The sequence below is a fragment of the Shewanella avicenniae genome (genome assembly GCF_017354945.1).
In the GTDB taxonomy this organism is placed as follows: domain Bacteria; phylum Pseudomonadota; class Gammaproteobacteria; order Enterobacterales; family Shewanellaceae; genus Shewanella; species Shewanella avicenniae.
The window spans coordinates 3,814,112-3,838,704 of record NZ_CP071503.1 but is presented as its reverse complement, the minus strand read 5'-3'; the positions used below and the strand labels follow the sequence as shown (position 1 = coordinate 3,838,704).

Sequence of the window (24,593 nt, the reverse complement as noted above, 5' to 3'; positions counted from 1 at the left end):
TATCAGTGGCTTGGCGTCGATATCTATTACTGTTTGGATTAATGCTGTTTTCGCAGTTTGCTAACGCCTTTGAAGTCTCCAACGGTAAAAGCGTAGATATCGATTTGACGCCTTATGTGTTGGTCACCGACCAAGCGTCAAATATGAGTTTAAAGGCGGTTCAAGCGCTGAGCTCGCAGCAGTGGCAGCCACAACAAGATCAACTCCAATTGCAACTCGGCGCAAAGGGCCGCTGGTTGTATGTCAAACTCACCCAAGCGGGAAGCGGTAAAACCGATCGTTTTTTAGAGCTGGCGAATCCCAATGTTGATCAGGTGCGGCTATACCACACTGTCAACGGTGAACTGGTTCAGCAATTAGTACTCGGCGACACCTTACCGTTCAGTAAACGCCCGCAAGCCCATGCCAATTTTCTGGTGCCATTTGAGATGCAGCAGGGCGAACAGCATGAGTTTTGGCTCGCCTTGTCAACCGAAGGCAGTAGTTATTTACCGCTCCATCTGTGGTCGTCCACAGAGCTGCTCAAGCGTGAGCAGAGTCGGGAAATAATTAAAGGCTTTCAGTTAGGGATTTTGTGCGCCATCGGCTTGTTTTCATTGTGTATGGCATTGATCACTGGCTCCTACACCTACGGTTACTACGCTGGTTATGTGCTGTTTATGGCATTACTGGTGAGTTGTATCAACGGCACTGGATTTCAATATTTGTGGCCCAATTATCCGCTTTGGCAGCAGAAGGTTCTCACAGTCGTTATTCCATTAGTGGTCGCGTTCGGCGCACTGTTTACTGAAAAAACCCTGTTACTGAAGTATTTTAGCGTTCCTATGTTGCGGATTTGCCGGGCGTTAACGGCGTTTTGCTTGCTGCTCGCGGTGGTCTCTTTTGGCTTTAGTCAGCACGTTGCGCTGATCATTGAGCTGATTGTCGCGGTGTTGATCTGTTTGACGCTGGCGGTGATGACCGTCATGCAGGCGATCAGTGGTAATAAGTTGGCGCAGCTTTATGCGTTCTCGTCGCTGGGCATCATTATTGGTTCGCTGCTAACGTGTTTTCAATATATTGGATTTATTGCGCTGCCGGTGAATCCACAAACGCCGATTATGATCGGTTTGACCATTGAGATTGTACTCAAGGCGATTGTGTTAGTGATCCGCTATAACGACGAGCGCAAAGCTAAAACTCGCATTCAGCAAGAGGCGCTTGAACAAGCGGAACGTATCCGGAAAGTGCGTGAAGACGCGCTGCAAATGGAAGCCGCAACCAATGAACGCTTAGAGCGCATGGTGCAAGAGCGAACACTGGAGCTGGAATTTACCCTACGTGAACTGAACGAAGCAAACCAGAAACTGATTGAACAAGCACAAGTGGATAGTCTAACTGGTGTGCGTAATCGCGCCAGTTTTGAAAAACGTTTGCAGGCTGAAGGGCGCATCAGCCGTCGTCAACAAACGCCATTAGCATTGATGATGTTGGACATCGACCACTTCAAAGTGATTAATGATACCTACGGTCACCTTGCGGGCGATGACATCCTCAAACAGGTAGCGTTTAATTTAAGAGAAAACCTGAAACGTCCCAGCGACTTGGTCTGTCGGTTTGGTGGGGAAGAGTTCGCCATTATTTTGCCGAATACCGATGCTGAAGGGGCGCTGGTGTTAGCGGAGATGTTACGCGAAACCATCGCCCAGCTCGAGATAACCTGGGATAACGCCAGAGTACCGCTCACCGTCAGTATTGGCGTCAGTGCAGCCATTGTCGCGTCTGACGATCACATCAAGCGTCTGCTGAGTGAGGCAGATAAAGCGCTCTATCAAGCCAAAGGTGCTGGACGAAATCGGGTATGGGCACATCAGGTATCAACAGATAACCCATTGAGTTAACATCAAATAGATAACAATATTGAAACAACTTACTGGTTAATCAAGCTGCTGATCTAGTTTGAGATAAAACTTTAGTGATCCCTGTAACAGCCGCAAACTTGTCTGCTTCTCAACCACTGACATCAATGATTCAATCGAACTGGACTAGAGTCACAGCTGTTAAGGAAGTAAAATGCATAAGAATATAAGAGCATTACTGGCAACCTCCGCATTGTTTTTTGCTGGTCACAGCATCGCAGATCCCGGTTGCGGTTTTGAAGAGAAGCAAGAAGGGTTTATGGCAACGTGTAAGCAAGAAACGCAGGAAGTGATTTTGACCGGTGTTGTGGAAGGTCATAAGCTCGTGACTGAATTGCCGCCGTTTATGAGCGGTTATAAAGATTATCAAGTAGATACCGCGGCGATTGCGCCAATTAAAGCGGTGACTACACCTACTGAGATTGTGGTGATCATTGGTACTTGGTGCCCAGATTGTCACCGTGAAACTCCACGTTTTATTCGCATTATGGAAGCGGTAAATAACCCAAATATCCAAGTGAAATTTATTGGGGTTGACCGTAAGAAGCAAGATCCTGAAGGTTTAGCTGCTCAATACGATTTTAAACGTATTCCGACCTTCATGGTGATCCAAGATGGTAAAGAGATTGGTCGTATTGTTGAACGTCCAACAGAGTCGTTGGAAAAAGACTTGGCGAAAATCTTCAGCAACTAAGTTGCTATTTTGCGAACAGAAAAGGCTCCATCGGAGCCTTTTTTATGACGTTTGCTGTGACGAGCGTTTGTTATTACTTCTTGCTGGCTAATCGTTGCTGCAGCATGAGTAATACACCTTCACGCAGCGCACCACCGGAAAGATTGAGTTGCTTAATCTGCAGTTGAGTAAATAACGCCAGCAGAATTGATACGCCTGCGGCAAAGGTCGGTGCGCGCTCTGCCGACAGCCCGCTGATGTTCGGTAACGCCAGTGAAGTCTCTGCAAGAATTTCATCTTTAAGACGGTTCAGTACTTCAAGGGTAATGGTTTCCGATACGCGGCGATGTTGGAGCACTTCAACCACAGATTGTACCGCGCCAGACGCTCCTACCACGGCATTCCAACCCAGATTTAGCATCTGCTCGCGGTGTTGCGCCAACACATCAGCGACCTTTGCTGCTGCATCATCAAAATCCAGCGGTTGAATCGGTGCTTCGGCAAAGAAAACGCCATTAAAGGTGACTGAACCAAAAGGTAGGCTGGTTTTAAACAAAACTTGCTCACCATCACCGATAATGAACTCAGTGCTGGCGCCACCAATATCAATCACCAAACGGCGGTCATCCGATGGCGTGGTGGCTATCATGCCTTGATAGATGAATTCCGCCTCGCGCATACCGCAGATAATCTCAATCGGGTGTCCCAATACGGGCAAGGCACGGGCGTTAAACTCGTCAGCATTACTGATAGAACGCAGCGTAGCAGTGGCGATCACTGCCACAGCATCGCTATCAATATGATGTTGTTGCAGCATCGATGCAAACATCGCCAAGCAATCAATACCACGCTGCATTGCGTCTTCACTTAAACGACCATCGCTGCCAATGCCTTCTGCTAGACGGACTTTACGCTTGTACTTGGCGATAACTTGCGGTTGGTTACCGACAGTTTCGGCAACCAACATGTTGAAGCTATTGGACCCCAGCGTAATGGCAGCGTACGACTTCAAGATGGCCTAGTTCCTGCGATTGCGATCGTTGGTACGGCGTGGACGACTGGTACGATTGTTGCCACCTTCGCGTTTAGTCCCGGTAGGCGCTCGGCGACGATGAATTTTTACTGGCGCAGGCACATCACTCAGCAGCGCATCGCGGTCATATGAAGACACTGGAATATGGTGCTGAATGTAAGTTTCAATGGCTGGCAAGTTAAGTGCGTATTCTTCACAAGCAAAACTGACGGACACGCCTTTTTGTCCTGCACGGCCGGTACGGCCAATACGATGCACATAATCTTCGCAGTCATCTGGCAAGTCGAAGTTATACACATGTGATACGTCAGCAATATGCAGACCACGCGCCGCAACATCGGTCGCGACCAAAATATCGAGTTCACCTTTGGTGAATTGCTCAAGAATTTTTAGACGTTTCTTTTGCGGTACATCGCCAGTCAACAGGCCAACACGATGACCGTCACCTTCCATCCAACCCCACAAGTTTTCACACTGGTGTTTGGTATTGGCAAATACGATGGCTTTATCTGGCCAATCTTCTTCAATCAGGCTCAGCAATAGCAGAACCTTATCTTCCATTGATGGATAGAACAGTTCTTCTTTGATGTTGCGGGAAGTTTTTTCTTCTGGCGCGATTTCAACTTTGACTGGGTCGTTCATGTGATCGTACGCCAGCTCTTGCACTTTCATCGACAGCGTTGCCGAGAACAGCATGTTGAGGCGGTCTTTGGCGTCTGGCATGCGGCGGAACAGGAAGCGGATATCTTTGATAAAGCCCAGATCAAACATACGATCTGCTTCATCTAACACCACCGCTTGAATCGCGCTAAGGTTAATCACGCCCTGACGGACGTAATCGATAATGCGGCCAGTGGTGCCGACTAGGATATCAACCCCTTGATCAAGCACTTTACGTTGAGATTCGTACCCTTCACCGCCGTAAACAATACCCAGTTTAAGACCAGTATGTTTCGCCAGTAAGTTGCCATCTTTTGCAATCTGAATCGCGAGTTCGCGAGTCGGTGCCATAATGATGGCACGCGGTTGATTGAGTTGGCGTCCTTCAGGCGCAGCGGCGGTTAGCAGGTGGTTGAAAGTCGCCACCAAAAACGCCAATGTTTTACCAGTGCCCGTTTGTGCTTGTCCGGCAATGTCTTTGCCTTGCAGCAGCACAGGCAGAGATAGCGCTTGAATAGGAGTACAATGTTCGAAGCCGTTCTCTTGCAACGCTGCCAGCACGGTAGGCTGCAACGGCAAGTCGGCAAATTTCTGTTGGGATAAATGTGTTTCGCTCATAGCGGAAGCATAGCAGTTAGGGTTGCAATAAGATACTCGATAGTTTGAAATAGCCACAAGGGAAAATGGCGACTTGAAACGCTGTTTTGTGGCCCAATATATAGGTTAAGCCGATTACATACCAGTAAAGGCACCAAATGGAGAATATCATGAGTGATAAAATTATCTATGTAAGCGATGACAGCTTTGAGAGCGATGTGCTGAAAGCAGAAACACCTGTGCTGGTAGATTTCTGGGCAGAATGGTGTGGCCCTTGTAAAATGATCGCGCCAATCCTAGATGATGTTGCGGCTGAATATGAAGGCAAGTTGACCGTTGCTAAAGTGAACGTTGACCAAAACAACGCAACACCAGCGAAATACGGTATTCGTGGTATTCCTACGCTGCTGCTGTTCAAGAACGGCGAGCTGGCAGCCACTAAAGTTGGCGCACTGTCTAAAACTCAACTGAAAGAGTTTATCGACGCTCAAATCTAATCGATTGAGTGACCCTCGGCACGCAATCTGCGAAAAAGCGTGCCTTGGGGGCTATTTTTCTGGACGCTTTTTCGTTTCAGTGCTAACGTAATAAGCAGATTCTATCTAAACCCACTTCTTCGCAGTTCAATCATCCTTCTTCGTGTCGCTATATTGAGTGGTTGACCGCGTGAGCTTTTTCGCTAAAACAAGACCCACCAGAAATGAATTTAAGTGAATTAAAAAACAAGTCGATTGCTGACTTAGTCGCACTTGCCGAAGCCATGAACATTGAAAACATGGCGCGCGCTCGTAAACAAGACATCATTTTCGCCATTCTAAAAGCCCACTCAAAAAGTGGTGAAGATATCTTTGGCGGTGGTGTACTGGAGATTCTGCAGGACGGTTTCGGTTTCTTGCGTAGTGCAGACGGCTCATACCTTGCCGGTCCAGACGATATCTATGTATCGCCTAGCCAGATCCGTCGCTTTAACATGCGCACTGGTGACACCATTTTTGGCAAAATTCGTCCGCCAAAAGAGGGTGAACGTTATTTCGCACTGTTGAAAGTGTCTGAAGTTAACTTCGACAAGCCGGAAAACTCACGCACCAAGATTTTGTTTGAAAACTTAACGCCGTTGCATGCAGAAGAACGTCTGCGTATGGAACGCGGTAATGGTTCAACAGAAGATATCACCGCACGTATTTTGGATTTGTGCTCACCTATCGGTAAGGGCCAACGTGGTTTGATTGTCGCGCCGCCAAAAGCGGGTAAAACCATGCTGCTGCAAAACATCGCGCAATCGATCAGTTATAACAATCCAGAAGTTACGCTGATGGTGTTGCTGATCGATGAACGTCCTGAAGAAGTGACCGAGATGCAACGTTTGGTTCAAGGTGAAGTGATTGCCTCTACCTTCGATGAACCCGCCAGCCGTCACGTTCAAGTGGCTGAAATGGTGATTGAAAAAGCCAAGCGTTTGGTTGAACACAAAAAAGACGTGGTGATCCTGCTCGACTCGATCACTCGTCTGGCACGCGCCTACAACACTGTTGTTCCTTCATCAGGTAAAGTGTTGACTGGTGGTGTTGATGCGAATGCTCTGCATCGTCCTAAGCGTTTCTTCGGTGCTGCACGTAACATTGAAAACGGTGGTAGCTTGACCATTATCGCTACTGCGTTGATTGATACTGGCTCGAAGATGGACGAAGTGATTTACGAAGAGTTTAAAGGTACAGGTAACCAAGAGTTACACCTGTCGCGTAAAGCCGCTGAAAAACGTATCTTCCCTGCGATCGACTTCAACCGTTCTGGTACCCGTCGTGAAGAGAAACTGACGTCACCTGACGAACTGCAGAAAATGTGGATCCTGCGTAAGATCCTCAATCCAATGGATGAGGTGAGCGCGATGGAATTCTTGATCGATAAGCTGGCCATGACCAAGACTAACGATGAATTCTTCAATGCGATGAAGCGCTCAAAATAATAGTTGAGTAACATCATCGTGACAGCAAAAAGCCGCTAATCAATAGCGGCTTTTTCGTGTCTGTCGGCGAATAAACTCAGCGTTTAAGCCTTGCTGGTTTTTTCCTGCAGCCCAACGGTGGTCATCCATTGTTCAAAATCGATGACATTGGCGGGCACAATGATGCGGTTGCCGGCTTTACCCAGTTCGCCAAGCTTGGCGAGAAATTGTTCACCCAGTTGCATCCGCAGGGCATTTTCGCCGCCTGGAGCACTGATTACTGCGGCGAGCTTTTCTATCGATTCGGCTGTGGCGTGGGCAATGGCTAAGATCTCTTCCGCTTTACCTTCGGCTTCGTTAATCCGCCGCTGCATCTCACCCTCAGAGACGTTAATCATCTCCTGTTTCACCCCTTCAGAGCGATTAATTCGGCTTTGTTTATCACCTTCACTTTTGGCTAACAGCGCTCGGCGCTCACGCTCAGCGTTGACCTGCATCTCCATCGCATTTTTCACGGTTTCTGGTGGCGCGATGTTTTTAATCTCATAACGGTGCACGCGGATGCCCCAGCTGGCGCCTGCTTGGTCGAGCACTTCGACCACTTTAGCACTGATAAGATCGCGTTCTTCAAAGGTGCGGTCTAGCTCCAAGGTACCAATCACCGAGCGGGTGGTGGTTTGCGCCAACTGAATGGCCGCATAACGGTAATCGGTTACACCATAACTGGCTTTGACAGGGTCCATCACCGAGATATAGATAACCCCATCAACTTCGACATTGACTTCGTCACTGGAGAAACACTCCTGTGGCGGCACATCTATCGTTTCCTCTTTGAGATCGTGGATATACGCCACATTATCAACAAAGGGGATTAGCGCATGAAACCCCGCGTCCAAGGTGGAGTGATATTTGCCGAGTCGTTCGACGATGTAGGCAGACTTGGTCGGCACCAGTCGAATCGAACGAAACAGATTCACGATGAACACCAAAAAGATGACCGCCCAAATGGCGAGTACAATTAAATCTGTATTGAGGTTGTTCATGCTTTCACTCCTTTGCTGGCATTAACACTGCCGGCGACTTGCTCCATACCTTCAAAAAAGCCTTCCATTTTGGCCAGTTCTGCTGGTACTACCGCGACATCTGAACGCTTGATAATCAGGCCAAGTTGTTCGATAAATTGCTCTTTTAACTGCATATTCATTGCATCGTTACCGCCCTGTACCGCAATCGCCTTAGCAACCATCGCCATCGCTTCAGCTTGCGCATTGGCAACAATCGCAATCTCCTGTGCCGTACCTTTTGCTTCATTAATCCGCTTCTGCTTGTGACCTTCTGAAATATTAATGGCTTCTTGGCGCTCACCTTGCGACATATTGATGGTGGCTTCCTTTTCAGCGCTGGCGAGGGTGATTTCTGCCCGTTTACGCCGTTCAGCTTCCATCTGTTTTTCTAAAGTGTGGATGACATGCCGCGAAGGGGTGATGTTTTTGATTTCGTAACGCAGCATTTTGATCCCCCAAGGATCGGACGCTTTATCGATTTCGCGCACAATCGCTTCATTCAAGCGTTCCCGCTCGGAAAAAGTTTCACTAAGGGTTAACTTACCAATTTCGGAGCGCATGGTGGTTTGCGCCAAGTTCACTGCAGCCAGCCGATAATCCTCGATACCATAACTGGCTAGCTTGCCGTCCATGACACGTAAATACACTAAGCCATCAACTTCTAATTGAATGTTGTCCTTTGAAATACAACTCTGCGGTGGCACGTCGAGCACTTGCTCACGGGTGTCATGGCGATAGGCCACTCGGTCAAAAAATGGGATTAAGAAGTGAAATCCTGGTGCCAGCACCGTACGGAATTTGCCCAAGCGTTCAATCACGTGAACTTCGCGCATGGGTACGATCAACATCAGTTTGTAAAGGACAAACATCACCAGTAAAAACAGGATAGTAAAAGCTAACATTGCGATCTCCCTGCAATCTCAGTCAAAGTCAGCCAGTGGTTCCACCACTAGCGCAATATTCTCACGACACACAACTCGTACCTTGCTTCCCGCAGCAATCTCACTGCCGTCACCTAAGGCTGGCCAATCCGCGCCTTGGAAGCTGACACGCCCTAAATGTTCACCTGGGCCGATGGCTTCTTTCACCATCGCGACTTGGTTATAGATATCGAGTTCTTCATCGGTGTTGTCCACATGCGAATCACCGCCCACCAACTTTTGCGTCAGTTGGCGAAAGGCTAGTAAAAGCACGATGGATAAAATGAACCACAAGGTAAAAGCTTGCGGCAGGCCGCTGATCAAACTGAGCCATAACGCTGCGGCGACAATCACGCTGGAGAGGCCAAGAAAAACCACAATGCCACCCGGAATGATCAGCTCAGCCAGCATCATTAATACACCAATGACCAGCCAGTAAAACGATGGATTTGACGACATTGTTCCCCCTTCACATCCCGTCACCATGAAAGCACTATAACAACAGTTTTTTAATAATGCGACATATTATGTCAAGATTGGCTGAAATCTGACTGGATAAATCTTGCGCAAATCGCGCTTGAGCGACTGTGAACTAAAGGGCAGATCACAAATTCTTAATCTTTTCTGATGACCGAAGTGTGGATTGCTGTAAAAAACAGCAGATTTTAAAAATAATGTCATTTAAATTCAATTGGTTATATTTGAATGTGTAAATTTGTATGATTTCGTAAAAAATCTTTGAGTATCGCGATATTTTTCCCTATAGTGCTCGGGATTTTTACCCGGTGACAATTATTAAAATTCGCCCATAGGACTTGGTCACAGACTGAATTAAAGGGACGTCGTAAAAACCGGTTAAACCCATTTTTGCTTCTGACTCTACCAAGGGAAAAGTGATGAAAAAAACCTGTTTATGTCTGGCGCTACTTGCAGCAGCACCTCAGGCCTATAGTGAAGATTTAGTACAGTGGACTGACACCAGCGTGACTGTACTTTACGGTAGCGACTATAAGCTCGATCCTGATGAACAAACGACGGTGACTGTTGAATCAGCTGGCGGTTGGAAATACGGCGACTGGTTCGCATTCCACGATTTTATCCATTTCAACAATGATGGCGCTGCGCAATCAAACACTAGCTACGGTGAAATCTCACCACGCTTCAGCGCGAGCAAAATCCTCGGCACTAAAGTTGCGGCGGGTATCATCTCTGACGTATCACTGGCGTTCACTATGGAACACGGTGAAGGTTCAGTAGAAACATTCTTGTACGGTGTAGGTGTGGACGTGAACGTTCCATACTTCTCATACCTGCAATTGAACACCTATCGTCGTAACGCGAACAACAACAACAGCACTGGCTGGCAGTTCACTCCGTGTTACCGTATCGATATTCCAGTGGGCAGCAGCAACCTGGTGATCGACGGTTTCATTGACTGGGTATTCGCATCAGACGAAGACAACTACTCAAACAACATTCACTTCAACCCACAGATCAAATATGACTTGGGTGCGGTGATCTTCGGTGAAGCTCAGAAGAACAAGCTGATGGTGGGTATTGAGTACGATTACTGGAAGAACAAGTATGGTGTTGATGGCATCAACCAAAGCACCTACTCAGCAATCGTTAAATATCACTTCTAATCGCGCTGACCGCTGATTGAAATGAATGAAGCTCCTCGGTTACCCCGGGGAGTTTTTGTTTGTGGCTAAGATTGCCGAACAGGTCGTACAAGCTGTGCTCAGCGATTGAGCCAAAGGGCAACAGCGGTTAACATATGCGCTCTTTAAATTCCCCCTCGATTTTGGAGCTTATCAGTTGGCACTTATCCGTGGTTCTTTGGCGTTTCTGGGTTACGTCATCAACACCCTGCTTTGGGCGATTCCTATATTGTTAGGTAGTGTGGTCAAACTGATCCCTATTAAGCCGTTGCAACGTGTGATTAGTGCAATTCTCGATAAGTGTGCTAGCGGTTGGATTAGCACTAATGGGCTGATTGAAAAGATTTTTCACCCAGTAAAACTGCACATCGAAGCGATGCCAGAATTGTCGACCAAAGAGTGGTACATGGTGATCGCCAACCACCAAAGCTGGGTCGATATCTTGATGTTGCAGCGTCTGCTCAATGGTCGCGTGCCATTTTTAAAATTCTTTTTGAAACAGCAGTTAATTTATGTGCCGGTGCTGGGTTTAGCTTGGTGGGCGTTGGATTTTCCATTTATGCGCCGCTACACCACCGCGCAGCTGAAAAAGAATCCAAAGCTCAAGGGCAAAGATATTGAGATCACCCGTAAGGCCTGCGCCAAATTTAAGCATAACCCAGTGAGTGTAATGAACTTTGTTGAAGGCACACGCTTTTTAACAGCGAAGCATGCCAAGCAAAATTCCCCTTATAAACATCTGCTGCGCCCGAAAGCAGGCGGCATGGCGTTTGCGCTATCGGCAATGGGCGATCAAATCCACAAGCTGCTAAACGTGTCGATCTACTATCCTGAAAAAATCCCCACCTTTTGGGATTACATCAGTGGCAATGTCAAAGATGTTTACGTGGCGGTTGAGCTGAGTGAGATCAGCCAAGAGATGCGCGGCGACTACATGAACGACCGTGAATTCAAGCAGCAATTCCAAGAAAAATTAAACCAGATCTGGCAGCACAAAGACGACGTGCTTGAACAGCTTCAACACACTGCATCACAGGAGAAAGCGTAATGCTGCATTTTCTTCCGGGATCTGTGCTGTTTTTTATCAGTACCTTGTTATTGATTGTAAACACGGCGCTGTGGAGCACCTTGGTGTTTCTTGGTGGTTTGGTCAAGCTGTTGGTCCCGCTGAAAGGTTGGCGTGTCAACGTCACCCGCGTGATGAACAGTTTTATGTGGGCGTGGGCCACATGCAACGGCGCGATTCTGCGCCTGATTGCTAAAGTCGAGTGGGATGTTGAAGGCCTCGACTTACTTAAAAAAGATGGTTGGTATTTGCTTATCAGTAACCATCTCAGTGGTTTTGATATCGCGGCGCATACCTACATTTTCCGTAATAACATTCCGATGCTGAAGTTCTTTTTAAAAAAAGAGCTGCTATACGTGCCATTTATGGGCTTGGGCTGTTGGGCGCTGGATATGCCATTTATGAATCGTACCAGCCCAGAAAAACTGAAAAAGAACCCCAAACTGCGTGGTAAAGATTTAGAAACCACTCGGCGTTCGTGTGAGAAGTTTAAAGACTTGCCCACTTCGATTATTAACTATGTCGAAGGCAGTCGTTTCACCGAGCAGAAGCGCAAACGGCAGAATTCGCCGTACAAACATCTGTTAAAGCCGAAGGCGGGCGGGATTGCCTTTACGCTGTCGGCAATGGGTGAACAGTTTGATGCGCTGTTAAACGTCACCGTGGTCTATCCAGACGCGCCTGCCGACATTCTGAGTAGCGTGATGCACGGTAAAGTGCGACGCATCGTGATTCGTGTGAACGCGTTGCCAGTACCCGAAGTGGATGCAGACAGGTACTTCAGCGAGCCAGAGTATCGGGTTGAGTTCCAACGCTGGTTAAATCAGATCTGGGAAGAGAAAGATGCTCAGATAGATGCCATTCTGGCTGAGCCAAAGCGTTAAAGCAGAACCAAAGCGTTAACGCCGAGCCCGAATTCTAACGCCAAGACAACTGACTCAGCAGTATCATCAAGCGTCTATCGCGTCATAGTTGGCCAGCCATGCGCTGGCCTCTGTTAGCTGTAATTCCGAAAACGTCGAAATGCCCGCCGCCTGCAACCGTGCAGCCATTACACCATCACCATTGACCAAGGTTTTTGAAAAGCTGCCGTCGTAAATTTGGCCCACTCCGCAAGAGGGGCTTTTGGCTTTCAAAACCGCCATCACCACCTGTTGCCGTTGCGCTGTTTGCACCGCTAAGTCCGCCCCTAATTCAAATTTCGCGGTGACATCCTTGCCCGCGACCGTGACAACCCGGTTGCCTTGCTGCTCCGCGGGTGCTCGCGGTGTACTAAGACCGCCAGCGCATTCAGGACAGAAACTGACGAGCCGTTGCTGTGTCTGCAATTGCTGTAGCAGCGGGTGTGCGATGAGGTTATCCCTGCCGTCATACCGTACCGCTGAGCCCAGTAAACATGCACTTACCAATACCTTGCCTCGACTCATGGTCTATCCTTAAATTCCTGCCGCATAAAATGCTTATGCGCCGATTCTACTCAGATTAAAGGCTCGGGTCTTTATCATCATAATATTGTCGACAATAACTTTAGAGTTAGCTAAAGCATTGTATTAAATAAAAGCATCATTAAAATAATAATAATGATTAATAATCAAAGTATTAACCTTATTTGATACGGTTTTATAGACTTACGTCTAGGTCTGCAGATTGTTGACAATGATCACTTATGCTCATATTGTGAGCGACATTGTCAACAATCCACTATTTAAACGTCGAATGCAGTCATTAAAAACGCCCATTGAAAACCCAAGTTCAGACAAGAACCAAACCTTGGTTGAACAAATTTTGGTGCAGATCCAAGAAAGCATCATTCGGGGTGAGCTGCGTCCAGGCAGCAAAATCAATGAGCAAGCTCTTGCCGAAAAATATGGCATTAGCCGCGGCCCAACCCGCGAAGCACTGCAACAGCTGGAGCGGCAACGTCTAGTGGTGCGGATCCCGCATGTGGGCGCCCGTGTCGCCACCCTCACAGTAGAAGAACTCAACGATCTGTATGAGCTGCGCAGCACCCTAGAGGGGATGGCCTGCGAGCTTGCCGCGAAACGGATCTCTGAACAGCAGCTCGAACAACTGTGGGCCTTGTTAGAGAAGCAAGAGGCCGATCTTGCCCGTGGCGATAGTTATTTTCAGCAAGACGGTGATGTCGACTTTCACTACCAAATTATTCAAGCCAGTGGTAACCGCCATCTGCAAGAAACCTTGATTGGCGGCTTATATCACCTGTTGCGGATGTATCGCTACCAATGCACCAGCAGCTCTCGCCCAGTACGTGCGATTGCTGAACATCGCCGCATTGTCGAAGCGATTGCTGCCGGTGATGCAGAACTCGCGGGGCTGTTGATGCGCCGCCACATTGAACAGGGTCGCCAAAATACTCAGCAGCGACTGCAACAGTTAACGGCACAGCAAAGTGCGGTGAACTGAGCTAACTCAAGGAGCTAGAAGATGAAAAAGAGTGCCGGATTAAGATTCCGCCAAGCGTTGGATGCGAACCCACCGCTGCAGATTGTGGGCACCACCAATGCGTATTTTGCATTAATGGCCGAGCAAGCAGGTGTGCAGGCGCTGTATTTGTCAGGTGCTGGTGTGGCCAACGCTTCTTATGGCTTGCCTGACCTTGGCATGACCTCAATGAATGATGTGTTGATTGATGCCAGCCGTATCACTTCGGCGGTTGATCTGCCGCTGTTGGTGGATATCGATACCGGCTGGGGTGGGGCATTTAACATCGCGCGTACTATCAAAGAGTTTGAAAAGGCTGGCGTTGCGGCGGTGCATATGGAAGACCAAGTGTCGCAAAAGCGCTGTGGACACCGCCCAAACAAAGCTGTGGTCAGCACCGAAGAGATGGTGGATCGCATCAAGGCCGCCGTTGACGCTCGCCAAGATGACAACTTCGTCATTATGGCGCGTACCGACGCTGTGGCTGTCGAAGGGCTGGAAGCCGGCATTGAACGCGCCGCCAAATATATCGAAGCAGGCGCAGATATGATTTTTGCCGAAGCGCTGACCGAACTCGATCAATACCGCCACTTTAAAGAAGTGGTCAAAGCGCCAATTCTCGCCAACATGACCGAGTTTGGCCAAACCGAATTGTTCAACAAAGAGCAACTTGCCGAAGTGGGTGTCGAGATGATCCTCTATCCACTCAGCACCTTCAGAGCCGCTAACAAGGCCGCACTGAAAGTGATGCAGGCGCTGCTGCAAGATGGACATCAGCGTAATGTGGTCGACACCATGCAAACCCGTGCTGAATTGTATGAGTTTCTTGGCTACCACAACTACGAAGATAAGTTAGATCAACTATTTAAATAGTTTTCACGCAGGTCAAATCGAGCAATTTGCTCATGTAGTGGCTTGACCCAATGCCGTACAGCGGTGTGCTCCATGGGGGGAGACATCGCTGCTAATAACCGATAGCGACCGAGGTCGCGATACCAAAAGCGTTAACGGAAAGAGGGACGCAGTCATGACTGACAAGAAATTAGGTGGCGCAGGTTTGCGTGGCCAGAGTGCTGGGGAAACCGCACTGAGTACTGTAGGAAAATCAGGTTCAGGCCTTACATATCGTGGCTACGATGTTAAAGATCTTGCTGAAAATACCAGCTTTGAAGAGGTTGCTTACCTGATTCTTCACGGCGAACTGCCCACAGAAGCCGAGCTCGCCAGCTACAAAACTCAACTCAAAGCCATGCGTGGTTTGCCGCAAGCATTGAAAGAGGTGCTAGAGCGGATCCCGGCCAGCGCTCACCCTATGGATGTAATGCGTACCGGCTGCTCTATGCTGGGTAACCTTGAGCCAGAAAACGATTTTAGTGAACAGTCACATGTAGCGGATCGTTTGTTAGCAGCGTTCCCATCTATCATCTGCTACTGGTATCGCTTCAGCCATGATGGCGTGCGCATCGACACCGAAACTGACGATGATGAAATCGGCGCACACTTCCTGCATCTGCTGCACGGCAAGGCACCATCGCCATTGCACGCCAAGGTGATGAGCGTATCGCTAATCCTTTATGCAGAGCATGAGTTCAATGCCTCAACCTTTACTGCGCGGGTGTGTGCATCAACCTTGTCAGACATGTTCTCCTGTATCACTGGCGCTATTGGTTCGTTGCGTGGCCCATTGCACGGCGGTGCTAACGAAGCAGCCATGGAGTTGATCCAAGATATGCGTTCTGAAGACCATGCCCGTGAAGTGTTGTTGGGCAAACTGGAACGTAAAGATAAGATCATGGGCTTTGGCCATGCGATCTATCGCGAGTCAGATCCTCGTAACGCCATCATCAAATCTTGGTCAGAGAAACTGGCGGGTGAGTATGGTGATGATCGTTTGTATCGCGTGTCTGTTGCCTGTGAAGCCTTGATGTGGCAAGAGAAAAAGCTGTTCTGTAACGCGGACTTCTTCCACGCCAGCGCTTATCACTACATGGGTATTCCTACCAAGCTGTTTACCCCAATCTTCGTCTGCTCCCGCCTGACCGGCTGGGCGGCACACGTGATGGAACAACGCGCCAACAATCGCATTATTCGCCCAAGTGCGGACTATGTCGGTGAAGAGCTGCGCCAAGTCACCCCAATCAGCCAGCGTTAAGCGCGCTATATGGAAGACGTGTAAATCACGCCAACGAGCCATCATGAAGCGGCTACGGCCGCTTCTACAAGTTGAGTGCAAGGATTATGAACAAAAGCTATCGAGAAGCACTAGCAGGCACAGGGCTGGATTATTTTGATGCCGCTGCGGCCGTCAATGCAATTCAAGCCGGTGCGTGGGATGCGCTGCCTTATACCTCTCGGGTACATGCCGAGAATCTAGTGCGAAAAGCCGACCCTGCGCAGTTAACCAGTTATTTGAGCCAGTTGATTGAGCGTAAGCGCGATCTGGATTTTCCGTGGTTTCCCGCTCGGGTGGTGTGCCACGATATTCTGGGCCAAACCGCATTAGTTGACTTAGCTGGTCTGCGTGATGCCATTGCCGAAAAGGGCGGCGACCCCTCGAAAGTGAATCCTGTGGTACCCACTCAATTGATCGTGGATCACTCGTTGGCGGTGGAGCATGCGGGCTTTGAGGCGGATGCGTTTGAAAAAAATCGCGCCATTGAAGATCGCCGTAACGAAGACCGATTCCATTTTATCAACTGGTGTAAAAAGGCGTTTGATAACGTGGATGTGATCCCGCCGGGGAACGGCATCATGCACCAAATTAACCTTGAGCGGATGTCGCCTGTGGTGCACGCCCGTAATGGCGTGGCCTTTGCCGATACCTTAGTGGGTACGGACAGCCACACCCCGCATGTGGATGCCCTCGGGGTGATTGCGGTCGGTGTTGGCGGCTTGGAAGCCGAAAGCGTCATGCTTGGCCGCGCTTCATGGATGCGTCTGCCCGATATTGTCGGGGTAGAACTCACTGGCAAACCTGCGCCTGGCATTACCGCGACCGATATTGTGTTGGCGCTGACGGAATTTTTGCGCGAGCAACGGGTGGTGTCTGCTTATCTTGAATTCTTTGGCGAAGGTGCGGCGCATCTGACCTTAGGTGATCGCGCAACTATCTCCAACATGACCCCTGAATATGGCGCAACCGCGGCGCTGTTCTATATCGACCAGCAAACGCTAGATTATCTGCGACTGACGGGCCGTGCTGAACAGCAAGTGCAGTTGGTGGAAACCTATGCGAAAGCCGCTGGACTTTGGAGCGACACGCTCACCCAAGCCCACTATGAGCGCAAACTGACGTTTGATCTTTCCTCTGTGGTGCGCAATATCGCTGGCCCTTCTAACCCGCATAAACGGGTGGCAACCAGCACCTTGGCTGAAAAAGGCATCAGTGCTGCTTATCAGCAAGAGGGTGATTTAATGCCCGATGGCGCGGTGATTATCGCGGCCATAACCAGCTGTACCAACACCAGTAACCCGCGCAACGTGATTGCCGCCGGCTTGTTGGCGCGCAATGCGGTGGCCAAAGGCCTAAGCCGCAAGCCGTGGGTCAAAACCTCATTAGCCCCAGGCTCAAAAACGGTCAAACTGTATCTGGAAGCAGCAAACCTACTGCCAAGTTTGGAAACGCTCGGCTTTGGCGTGGTGGCATTCGCCTGTACTACTTGTAACGGGATGAGTGGCGCACTAGACCCAAAAATCCAACAAGAGATTGTTGATCGCGACCTGTACGCCACTGCAGTGTTGTCAGGCAACCGCAACTTTGATGGCCGCATTCACCCTTACGCCAAACAGGCGTTTTTAGCATCGCCACCGTTAGTGGTGGCCTATGCCATTGCTGGTTCGATTCGGTTTGATATTGAAAAAGATCCGCTGGGCACAGATAGCGAAGGTAACGCGGTTTACCTGAAAGATATCTGGCCAGACGATGCAGAAATTGATGCCCTGATTAAAAGTTCGGTGAAACCCGAGCAGTTCCATCAGGTGTACGAGCCGATGTTTGATCTCAAAGTCGACTACGGCGAGAAGATCAGCCCACTTTATGATTGGCGGCCAATGAGTACCTATATTCGCCGCCCACCTTACTGGGAAGGCGCCTTAGCGGCCGAACGTACCCTTAAAGGGATGCGCCCGTTGGCCGTGTTGGGTGACAACATCACCACCGATCACTTGTCACCATCTAACGCGATTATGGCCAGCAGTGCCGCTGGTGAATACTTGGCCAAAATGGGCTTGCCGGAAGAGGATTTTAACTCTTACGCCACTCACCGCGGTGACCACTTAACTGCACAACGCGCCACCTTAGCCAACCCCAAATTGTTCAACGAAATGGTACGTGATGAACAAGGTAAGGTGATTCAAGGTTCGCTGACGCGGCTTGAACCAGAGGGTAAGCAAGTGCGGATGTGGGAAGGGATTGAAACCTACATGCAGCGCCGTCAGCCTTTGTGCATCATCGCTGGTAAAGATTATGGTCAAGGCTCAAGCCGTGACTGGGCCGCCAAAGGGGTGCGTCTGGCCGGGGTAGAAACCATTGTCGCTGAAGGATTTGAGCGGATCCATCGCACCAATCTGGTGGGCATGGGCGTGTTGCCGTTGCAATTTATGGCGGGCACCGACCGCATTACTCTCGGCATTGATGGCACGGAAACCTTTGATGTGATGGGCGAACCGACACCTGGCGCCACACTGACGCTGCTGATCCATCGTCAAGACGGTTCAAGCCTTGATGTACCGGTGCTGTGTCGTCTCGATACCGCCGAAGAGGTGACAATCTATCAAGCGGGTGGTGTGTTGCAACGTTTTGCCCAAGAGTTTCTTGAGGAGCAAAACTGATGGTCACTCGCCAAGTGAAAATTCCCGCCACCTATATGCGTGGCGGTACCAGCAAAGGGGTGTTTTTTGCCCTTGAGGATCTGCCTGAAGTGGCACAGCAAGCGGGTGCAGCCCGTGATGCGTTGCTGCTGCGGGTGATTGGCAGTCCAGACCCTTACGGTAAGCACACCGATGGTATGGGCGGTGCGACTTCGAGTACCAGCAAAACCGTCATCCTCAGTCGCAGCAGTCAAGTTGATCACGATGTTGATTACCTGTTTGGTCAGGTGGCTATTGATAAAGCCTTTGTCGACTGGAGTGGCAACTGCGGCAATCTCACTGCGGCGGTGGGGGCGTTTGCCATCAGTAAAGGTTTAGTTGACCCTGAGCGAGTGCCAAATAACGGCATCTGTACCGTGCGTATCTGGCAAGCGAACATTCACAAAACCATTCTGGCGCAAGTGCCGATGGTAGATGGCGAAGTGGTCGAATGCGGTGACTTTGAGCTTGATGGGGTGACGTTCCCAGCGGCAGAAGTGCAGATCACTTTTGTTGACCCTGCCGATGATAGCGATGGCGGCAGCATGTTCCCGACTGGCAATTTAGTGGATCAACTAGAGGTGCCGACCTCCTTGGTCGCCAGCGGCAAACTCAAGGCAACTCTGATCAACGCTGGTATTCCTACCATCTTCGTCAATGCCGCTGATATTGGTTATCAAGGCACCGAGTTACAGGATGACATTAACAGCGATGCTGCGGCGTTGAGTCGCTTTGAACAGTTGCGTGCTTACGGTGCATTGAAAATGGGCCTCATCAAGCAACTGGATGAAATTGGCGCACGGCAGCATACCCCGAAAATCGCCTTTGTAGCCCCAAGTACAGAATACAATTCATCAAGCGGAAAATTGATTACAACCGCCGATATCGATCTGTGCGTTCGTGCACTCTCGATGGGTAAACTGCATCACGCCATGATGGGTACCGCCGCAGTGGCGATTGCAACGGCCGCTGCAGTCCCTGGCACATTAGTGAATCTTGCTGCCGGTGGCGGTGAACGTGAGCAGATCTGTTTTGGTCATCCCTCTGGCACGCTCAAAGTGGGTGCCAGTGCGCGGCAAGTAGACGGTCAGTGGCAAGTCAGCCAAGTGGTGATGAGCCGGAGTGCTCGCGTATTGATGGAAGGCTGGGTACGCATCCCAGAAAACAGCTTCTAAGGTAAACCGAGTTCCAAGCCAAAAGGCCTTGCTTTCCCCCCTTCCGGCAAGGCCTTTTTTTCGTCTTAAATTCAGTTAGTCATACCAACGGCAATTGTTATACGCTATGTTACACACACATTTCTAAAGAGTTACGGAAGTACGTTGTTGCGCATATTGGACGTGTTGATTCTGCTGCTTTGTCTAGTGTTGAGTGCAATGCCGGCCGAGGCTGCACCAAAGTCGCAGTATCGTTTTCAGCATATTGATAGCCTTGATGGGTTAAATCAAAACACCATCTATTCACTGCTGGAAAGCAACAGCGGCATGTTGTGGATTGGAACCCAAGACGGGCTGCACCTCTACAATGGCACCGACTTCAGCCTGTTTCTGCACGAACGTGACAACCCCAATTCGCTCAGTGACAGCTTTATCCGCTCGCTGCTGCAGCAAGGTGATACCTTGTGGATCGGCACGTTTACCACCGGGCTTGATAAGCTGGATTTGACCAGTGGCAAGTTTGAACACATCGAGCTACCGGTCGGGGTGACACAGTTGAACGTGCAAGATTTAGCGCTGCTCGACGACCAATTGTGGCTTGCCACCAATCGCGGTTTGTATGTCTATGAGCCAAGCCAACGCAAGCTGCATTCAGTGGCGATCAGTAAGCTTAGTTCGCCCAAACTTGAACAACTGATTGCATTAGATTCAGAGCATCTATTAATCCGTACCGCAGAGCATGGGCTGTATCTTTATCAAGATGGCGAAGCGCGTCCATTTCAATTACCGCATAACGGTCAATCTGCAACAGTAATAAAGCGGGCACCGGATAATGCACTGTGGGTTGCCATTGGTGCTAATCTTTGGCGCTATTCCACTTTAGATGCCGCGCCACGCCTGATCTATCAGCTTGCAGATAGCCGTAAGGCTATTAGCGATCTTGCGTTTGATAACGCGGGTGGCGTTTGGTTGGGGGGTAATAATACCGGGTTGGTGCATTTATTAGGGCAAACACCTGTCAGCCAAAGTGAAGTAATCCGTTACTCCCCTTACACGGCAGATGGCATCAGTGATAATGATGTGCTGCGTTTACTTTATGATAAACAGGGTAATTTGTGGGTCGGTAGTCGCCATGCTGGGCTAAACCGCATCAACGTCGACCGCCAGTACTTTCGCCATATTTTTAATGACAGCGAACCGGATGGGCTGCTGCGTAACAACAATGTGCGCGCGGTAATAAGGGCGAGTAATGGCGATATCTATGTTGGTACCAATGATGCCGGTGCCTATCGTATCGATCCGCAAGGGCAGTTTCACTCGATCAATGGCGTGATTGCCAGCGTATTGCCGCCGTCGGAATCGCCAGCATCACTGCGAGTATGGGATATCGAAGAAGATAGCCAGCAGCGATTATGGTGGGCGACCAGCAAAGGCTTAGCGCGGCTCAGCTTGCCAGATCAACTCGACTTTATCGAGTTACCTTTTGAGCGTGCACAAATCCGCAGTCTCTATATCAGCCCGAATGATATTGCTTGGTTAGCAGTCGGCAGTAGCCTCTATCGCTACGATATTGCCAGCGGTGATTGCCGCGAGGTTCCTTTGCCGATCGTGCCCGGCGAAACTGCGTCACAACTGCATCAATTGATCCTTAATCTGCGGCATACCCAAAGTGGTTTGTGGGTGATGACCATGGAGGGCACTTACCTGATTGCCGAAGATGGCGAGATTCGGTATTTTTCTGCCAAGCAGCTCGGTCACCCCATCGTGCGGGATGTGTTGGAGCAAGCCAATGGCAAAATCTGGTTTGCCACTCATGGTGGTTTAGCGGTATTGGCCAACGGTGAACTGCGTAATATCACCGCTGAGTATGGACTGCCGATTAATACCATCTATGCATTGCAGGCGGATATTAAGGGCAATCTCTGGTTTTCCAGTAATGCTGGCATCAGTCGGCTCAATATCGTCAGTAACCAAGTGGTAACCTTTAACGAAAATGAAGGGATCCAATCGCCGGAATTTAATGGCGGGGTGACCTGGCAAGATGCGGATGGCACCATCTGGTTTGGCGGCATTCGTGGGTTAAACAGTTTTAATCCGAATGATATTCCCAATCAACGTATCGATGATGAAGTGGCGCTGTCGAGCTATCGTATAGGCGACCGCGTGGTTGATTTTTATCGCTTTAATGATCTTATCTCTATTGACTTACCCTACAGTACCGAGCTGTTGAGTTTTAAAGTCTCCCCGATTGATTTCAGCTATCCGGGGCATCACCAGTACAGCTTTATGCTGCAAGGGTTAGACAGCAACTGGCACCCCTACGAGAAGATGAATGAGATTAACTATACCGCGTTGCCCGCTGGCCAATACCAGTTGTTGGTACGGCATAGGTTGGATGGCAGTGTCGATTATAGTCAGCAGCGCTTGGCCAGTATTCTGATCCGCGCGCCCTTTTACCGGACCACCGAAGCGTTTGGTTTTTACGCATTTCTCATCTTGCTGTTGATTGTTCAACTGACCCGTTCAGTGAGTCATAAATGGCAAAAAGAGCGGCGGATTCAACAACAAATCAGTGATTCTAATGAACGGTTTAAGCTGGCCTTGTGGGGCTCCGGTTACCGCTTGTGGGATTGGCATCTTCTGACGGATAAGCTCACCATTACCCAGCTTAATCAAGATGATGAGTTATTAGATACCATCGAAAGAAAAGTGTATTTATCGATGATTCATCCCGAGGATCGTGCCCAAGTTCAGCAGGCGTTGACCGATTATCTAGCCGATAAAACGCCGTATTATGAGGCCGAATATCGAGTGATTTCGCCTGATGGAGAGTGGGAGTGGGCGGTGGAGCGCGGCAAAATATCGGCGCGCGATAAGTTTAATGTGCCAATACGCATGGCGGGGACCTACACCAATATCAACGTGCGTAAACTGCAAGAAGATGAGCTGAAATTATCGTATCAAGTGTTAGAAAGCTTGAATGAAGCGGTGGTCATCTGTGATTTAGATTATCGGGTGATTTCGGTGAACCCCGCCTTTAGCCGGATCACAGGTTATACCGATGTTGAGATTGAAGGGCGTTATTGTTTGGCGCTCACGCGGGGACTTTACCGTGCTATTGATTACCGCAAAATCGAAAATGAATTAATCCGCGATAGTCACTGGGCAGGTGAAATTTTACTGCGTCACGCCGACCAAACCACGATATTGGTGTGGTTGGAGGTCAATCAGGTGCTCAATGGTCAGGGCGAGGCGAGCCATCTGGTGATGGTGTTTAGTGATATCTCTGACCGCAAAAAAGCAGAAGAAGATCTGCGGCTATTGGCCAACTATGACACCTTAACCGGTCTGCCAAACCGTGCGCTATTCCATGATCGTTTGTGGCACGCCTTGGAAAAAGCCAAGCGCAATGAAACGAAAGTCGCGCTACTGTTTTTGGACTTAGACCGATTCAAAAATATCAATGATTCTAAAGGGCATCAGGTAGGCGATGAGCTGCTGAAAGCAGTGGCAAAACGCCTCTCAGGTGTTATTCGCGCCAGTGATACCGTGGCGCGGATCGGTGGTGATGAGTTCACCATCATTCTTGAGGGAATCGTCAAAGCCAAAGCGGCGACTGTGATTGCCGAAAAAATTATTAATGTGCTGGATCAGCCGTTTGAGCTACAACAAACCACACTGGATATCACCACCTCCATAGGGATTAGCCTTTCCCCCGATGATGCCATTGATGCCCAAGAGCTGTTGAAATATGCCGACACCGCGATGTATTACGCCAAGTCGCTTGGGCGCAATAACTTCCAGTTCTACACTGCCCATCTTAACGTTTCCGCCGTGCGGCAACTGCAGTTGGAAACCGGCTTAAAACAGGCGGTGAGCAAAGATGAGTTGTATCTGGTCTACCAACCGAAATACCAAGTGTCGTCCGGCGAGATCATTGGCTTTGAGGCATTGCTGCGTTGGCAAAGTGAAGAGCTGGGGTTAGTGTCACCGAGTGAATTTATTCCGGTTGCGGAGGAAACAGGGCTGATCACTGCGGTTGGCTCTTGGATACTGCAGCGAGTGTGTCAGCAGTTGGCCGAGTGGCGTGAGGCTGGTCAACGGTTAGTGCCGATTGCGATTAATCTTTCTGCACGGCAGCTGCAACTGGCGATTATTGATGAGATTGAGCAGACGCTGGCCCAGTATCAGTTACCGGCACAATTGCTCGAAATTGAATTAACTGAGTCGGCGGTGATGAAACATCCGCGACAATCGATCGCGATTCTTAATCGTTTGGCGGAATTGGGTTTAAGTTTGGCGGTCGATGATTTTGGCACGGGCTACTCGAGCTTGGCGTATTTGAAACGTTTTCCGATCAATACACTGAAGATTGACCGTGAGTTTGTGCGGGATATATCGACCGATCCTGACGATGCGGCGATCACCAGCGCCATTATTGCCTTAGCCCACAGTTTGGAGCTGTTGGTGGTGGCTGAAGGGGTTGAGTATGAAGAGCAGCTTCATTACTTGGCTTCGCAAGATTGCGATCAGGTGCAGGGCTTCCTGTTAAGTAAGCCGCTGGCGGCAACAGATTGCTTAGCTTTACTGCGAGCACAATAAATTCACGCGAAAACCAGCACATAAAAAACGCGG

Annotated in this window: 19 protein-coding genes; 13 read left to right on the top strand and 6 right to left on the bottom strand. The window is 49.4% G+C overall.

The features are described 5' to 3' along the window. Positions 1-5: 5 nt before the first annotated feature. Together JYB87_RS16880 and JYB87_RS16875 are read left to right on the top strand one after the other, a co-directional pair. Positions 6-1,880 (top strand): sensor domain-containing diguanylate cyclase, encoded by a 1,875-nt coding sequence (locus JYB87_RS16880; RefSeq protein ID WP_228729897.1) that lies wholly within the window; start codon positions 6-8, stop codon positions 1,878-1,880. A 172-nt stretch (positions 1,881-2,052) separates the two neighbouring features. Next, a complete protein-coding gene (locus JYB87_RS16875; protein ID WP_207354602.1) occupies positions 2,053-2,592 on the top strand; it encodes a thioredoxin family protein in 540 nt (179 codons plus the stop codon). Between the two features lie 73 nt (positions 2,593-2,665). Here the strand turns inward: JYB87_RS16875 and JYB87_RS16870 are convergent, their stop codons facing one another. Both JYB87_RS16870 and rhlB read right to left on the bottom strand, forming a co-directional pair. Beyond that, positions 2,666-3,538, bottom strand: a complete 873-nt coding sequence (locus JYB87_RS16870; RefSeq protein ID WP_207356753.1) for a Ppx/GppA phosphatase family protein — start codon at positions 3,536-3,538, stop codon at positions 2,666-2,668. A 51-nt stretch (positions 3,539-3,589) separates the two neighbouring features. Then, positions 3,590-4,882 carry an ATP-dependent RNA helicase RhlB gene (rhlB, locus tag JYB87_RS16865; RefSeq protein WP_207354601.1) on the bottom strand — a complete coding sequence of 431 codons (1,293 nt, stop codon included), beginning with the start codon at positions 4,880-4,882 and terminating at the stop codon, positions 3,590-3,592. Positions 4,883-5,031: 149 nt separating this feature from the next. Between rhlB and trxA the strand changes: the two genes are divergently transcribed. Further along, positions 5,032-5,358, top strand: coding sequence for a thioredoxin TrxA (trxA, locus tag JYB87_RS16860; protein ID WP_207354600.1), 327 nt, complete (start codon positions 5,032-5,034; stop codon positions 5,356-5,358). Between the two features lie 203 nt (positions 5,359-5,561). Next, a complete protein-coding gene (gene rho / locus JYB87_RS16855; protein ID WP_207354599.1) occupies positions 5,562-6,824 on the top strand; it encodes a transcription termination factor Rho in 1,263 nt (420 codons plus the stop codon). An 83-nt stretch (positions 6,825-6,907) separates the two neighbouring features. Here rho and JYB87_RS16850 read toward each other — a convergent pair whose 3' ends face one another. From JYB87_RS16850 to JYB87_RS16840, 3 genes are read right to left on the bottom strand one after another with little or no spacing between them, the layout of a single operon-like run. Next, positions 6,908-7,846 carry an SPFH domain-containing protein gene (locus tag JYB87_RS16850; protein WP_207354598.1) on the bottom strand — a complete coding sequence of 313 codons (939 nt, stop codon included), beginning with the start codon at positions 7,844-7,846 and terminating at the stop codon, positions 6,908-6,910. Continuing rightward, on the bottom strand, positions 7,843-8,769 hold the full coding sequence (locus JYB87_RS16845; protein WP_207354597.1) for an SPFH domain-containing protein: 927 nt from the start codon (positions 8,767-8,769) through the stop codon (positions 7,843-7,845). The genes JYB87_RS16850 and JYB87_RS16845 overlap by 4 nt, the downstream gene beginning before the upstream one ends. Positions 8,770-8,787: 18 nt before the next feature. After that, positions 8,788-9,246 carry an NfeD family protein gene (locus JYB87_RS16840; protein WP_207354596.1) on the bottom strand — a complete coding sequence of 153 codons (459 nt, stop codon included), beginning with the start codon at positions 9,244-9,246 and terminating at the stop codon, positions 8,788-8,790. A gap of 437 nt (positions 9,247-9,683) precedes the next feature. On the opposite strand from JYB87_RS16840, the gene JYB87_RS16835 reads away from it, so the two are divergent. The 3 genes from JYB87_RS16835 to JYB87_RS16825 all read left to right on the top strand — a co-directional run bounded on the left by JYB87_RS16835 (position 9,684) and on the right by JYB87_RS16825 (position 12,398). Next, a complete protein-coding gene (locus JYB87_RS16835; RefSeq protein ID WP_207354595.1) occupies positions 9,684-10,430 on the top strand; it encodes an outer membrane protein OmpK in 747 nt (248 codons plus the stop codon). A gap of 175 nt (positions 10,431-10,605) precedes the next feature. Continuing rightward, positions 10,606-11,496: an acyltransferase gene (locus tag JYB87_RS16830; protein ID WP_207354594.1), complete on the top strand. Its 891-nt coding sequence runs from the start codon at positions 10,606-10,608 to the stop codon at positions 11,494-11,496. Beyond that, complete coding sequence (locus JYB87_RS16825; protein WP_207354593.1) at positions 11,496-12,398, top strand: acyltransferase; 903 nt, start codon at positions 11,496-11,498, stop codon at positions 12,396-12,398. The genes JYB87_RS16830 and JYB87_RS16825 overlap by 1 nt, the downstream gene beginning before the upstream one ends. A gap of 66 nt (positions 12,399-12,464) precedes the next feature. On the opposite strand, the gene JYB87_RS16820 is transcribed toward JYB87_RS16825, so the two are convergent. Next, positions 12,465-12,941, bottom strand: coding sequence for a DUF523 domain-containing protein (locus JYB87_RS16820; RefSeq protein ID WP_207354592.1), 477 nt, complete (start codon positions 12,939-12,941; stop codon positions 12,465-12,467). 289 nt (positions 12,942-13,230) lie between these two features. Between JYB87_RS16820 and JYB87_RS16815 the strand changes: the two genes are divergently transcribed. The 6 genes from JYB87_RS16815 to JYB87_RS16790 all read left to right on the top strand — a co-directional run bounded on the left by JYB87_RS16815 (position 13,231) and on the right by JYB87_RS16790 (position 24,560). Further along, positions 13,231-13,938 carry a GntR family transcriptional regulator gene (locus tag JYB87_RS16815; RefSeq protein ID WP_207356752.1) on the top strand — a complete coding sequence of 236 codons (708 nt, stop codon included), beginning with the start codon at positions 13,231-13,233 and terminating at the stop codon, positions 13,936-13,938. Between the two features lie 21 nt (positions 13,939-13,959). Then, positions 13,960-14,829 carry a methylisocitrate lyase gene (gene prpB / locus JYB87_RS16810; RefSeq protein ID WP_207354591.1) on the top strand — a complete coding sequence of 290 codons (870 nt, stop codon included), beginning with the start codon at positions 13,960-13,962 and terminating at the stop codon, positions 14,827-14,829. Between the two features lie 154 nt (positions 14,830-14,983). Next, positions 14,984-16,108 carry a bifunctional 2-methylcitrate synthase/citrate synthase gene (gene prpC, locus JYB87_RS16805; RefSeq protein WP_207354590.1) on the top strand — a complete coding sequence of 375 codons (1,125 nt, stop codon included), beginning with the start codon at positions 14,984-14,986 and terminating at the stop codon, positions 16,106-16,108. An 86-nt stretch (positions 16,109-16,194) separates the two neighbouring features. Further along, positions 16,195-18,786 carry a Fe/S-dependent 2-methylisocitrate dehydratase AcnD gene (gene acnD, locus JYB87_RS16800; RefSeq protein WP_207354589.1) on the top strand — a complete coding sequence of 864 codons (2,592 nt, stop codon included), beginning with the start codon at positions 16,195-16,197 and terminating at the stop codon, positions 18,784-18,786. Beyond that, complete coding sequence (gene prpF / locus JYB87_RS16795) at positions 18,786-19,979, top strand: 2-methylaconitate cis-trans isomerase PrpF (protein ID WP_207354588.1); 1,194 nt, start codon at positions 18,786-18,788, stop codon at positions 19,977-19,979. Before acnD ends, prpF begins: the two co-directional genes overlap by 1 nt. A 144-nt stretch (positions 19,980-20,123) precedes the next feature. Then, complete coding sequence (locus tag JYB87_RS16790; RefSeq protein ID WP_207354587.1) at positions 20,124-24,560, top strand: EAL domain-containing protein; 4,437 nt, start codon at positions 20,124-20,126, stop codon at positions 24,558-24,560. The last annotated feature ends 33 nt before the right edge of the window (positions 24,561-24,593 follow it).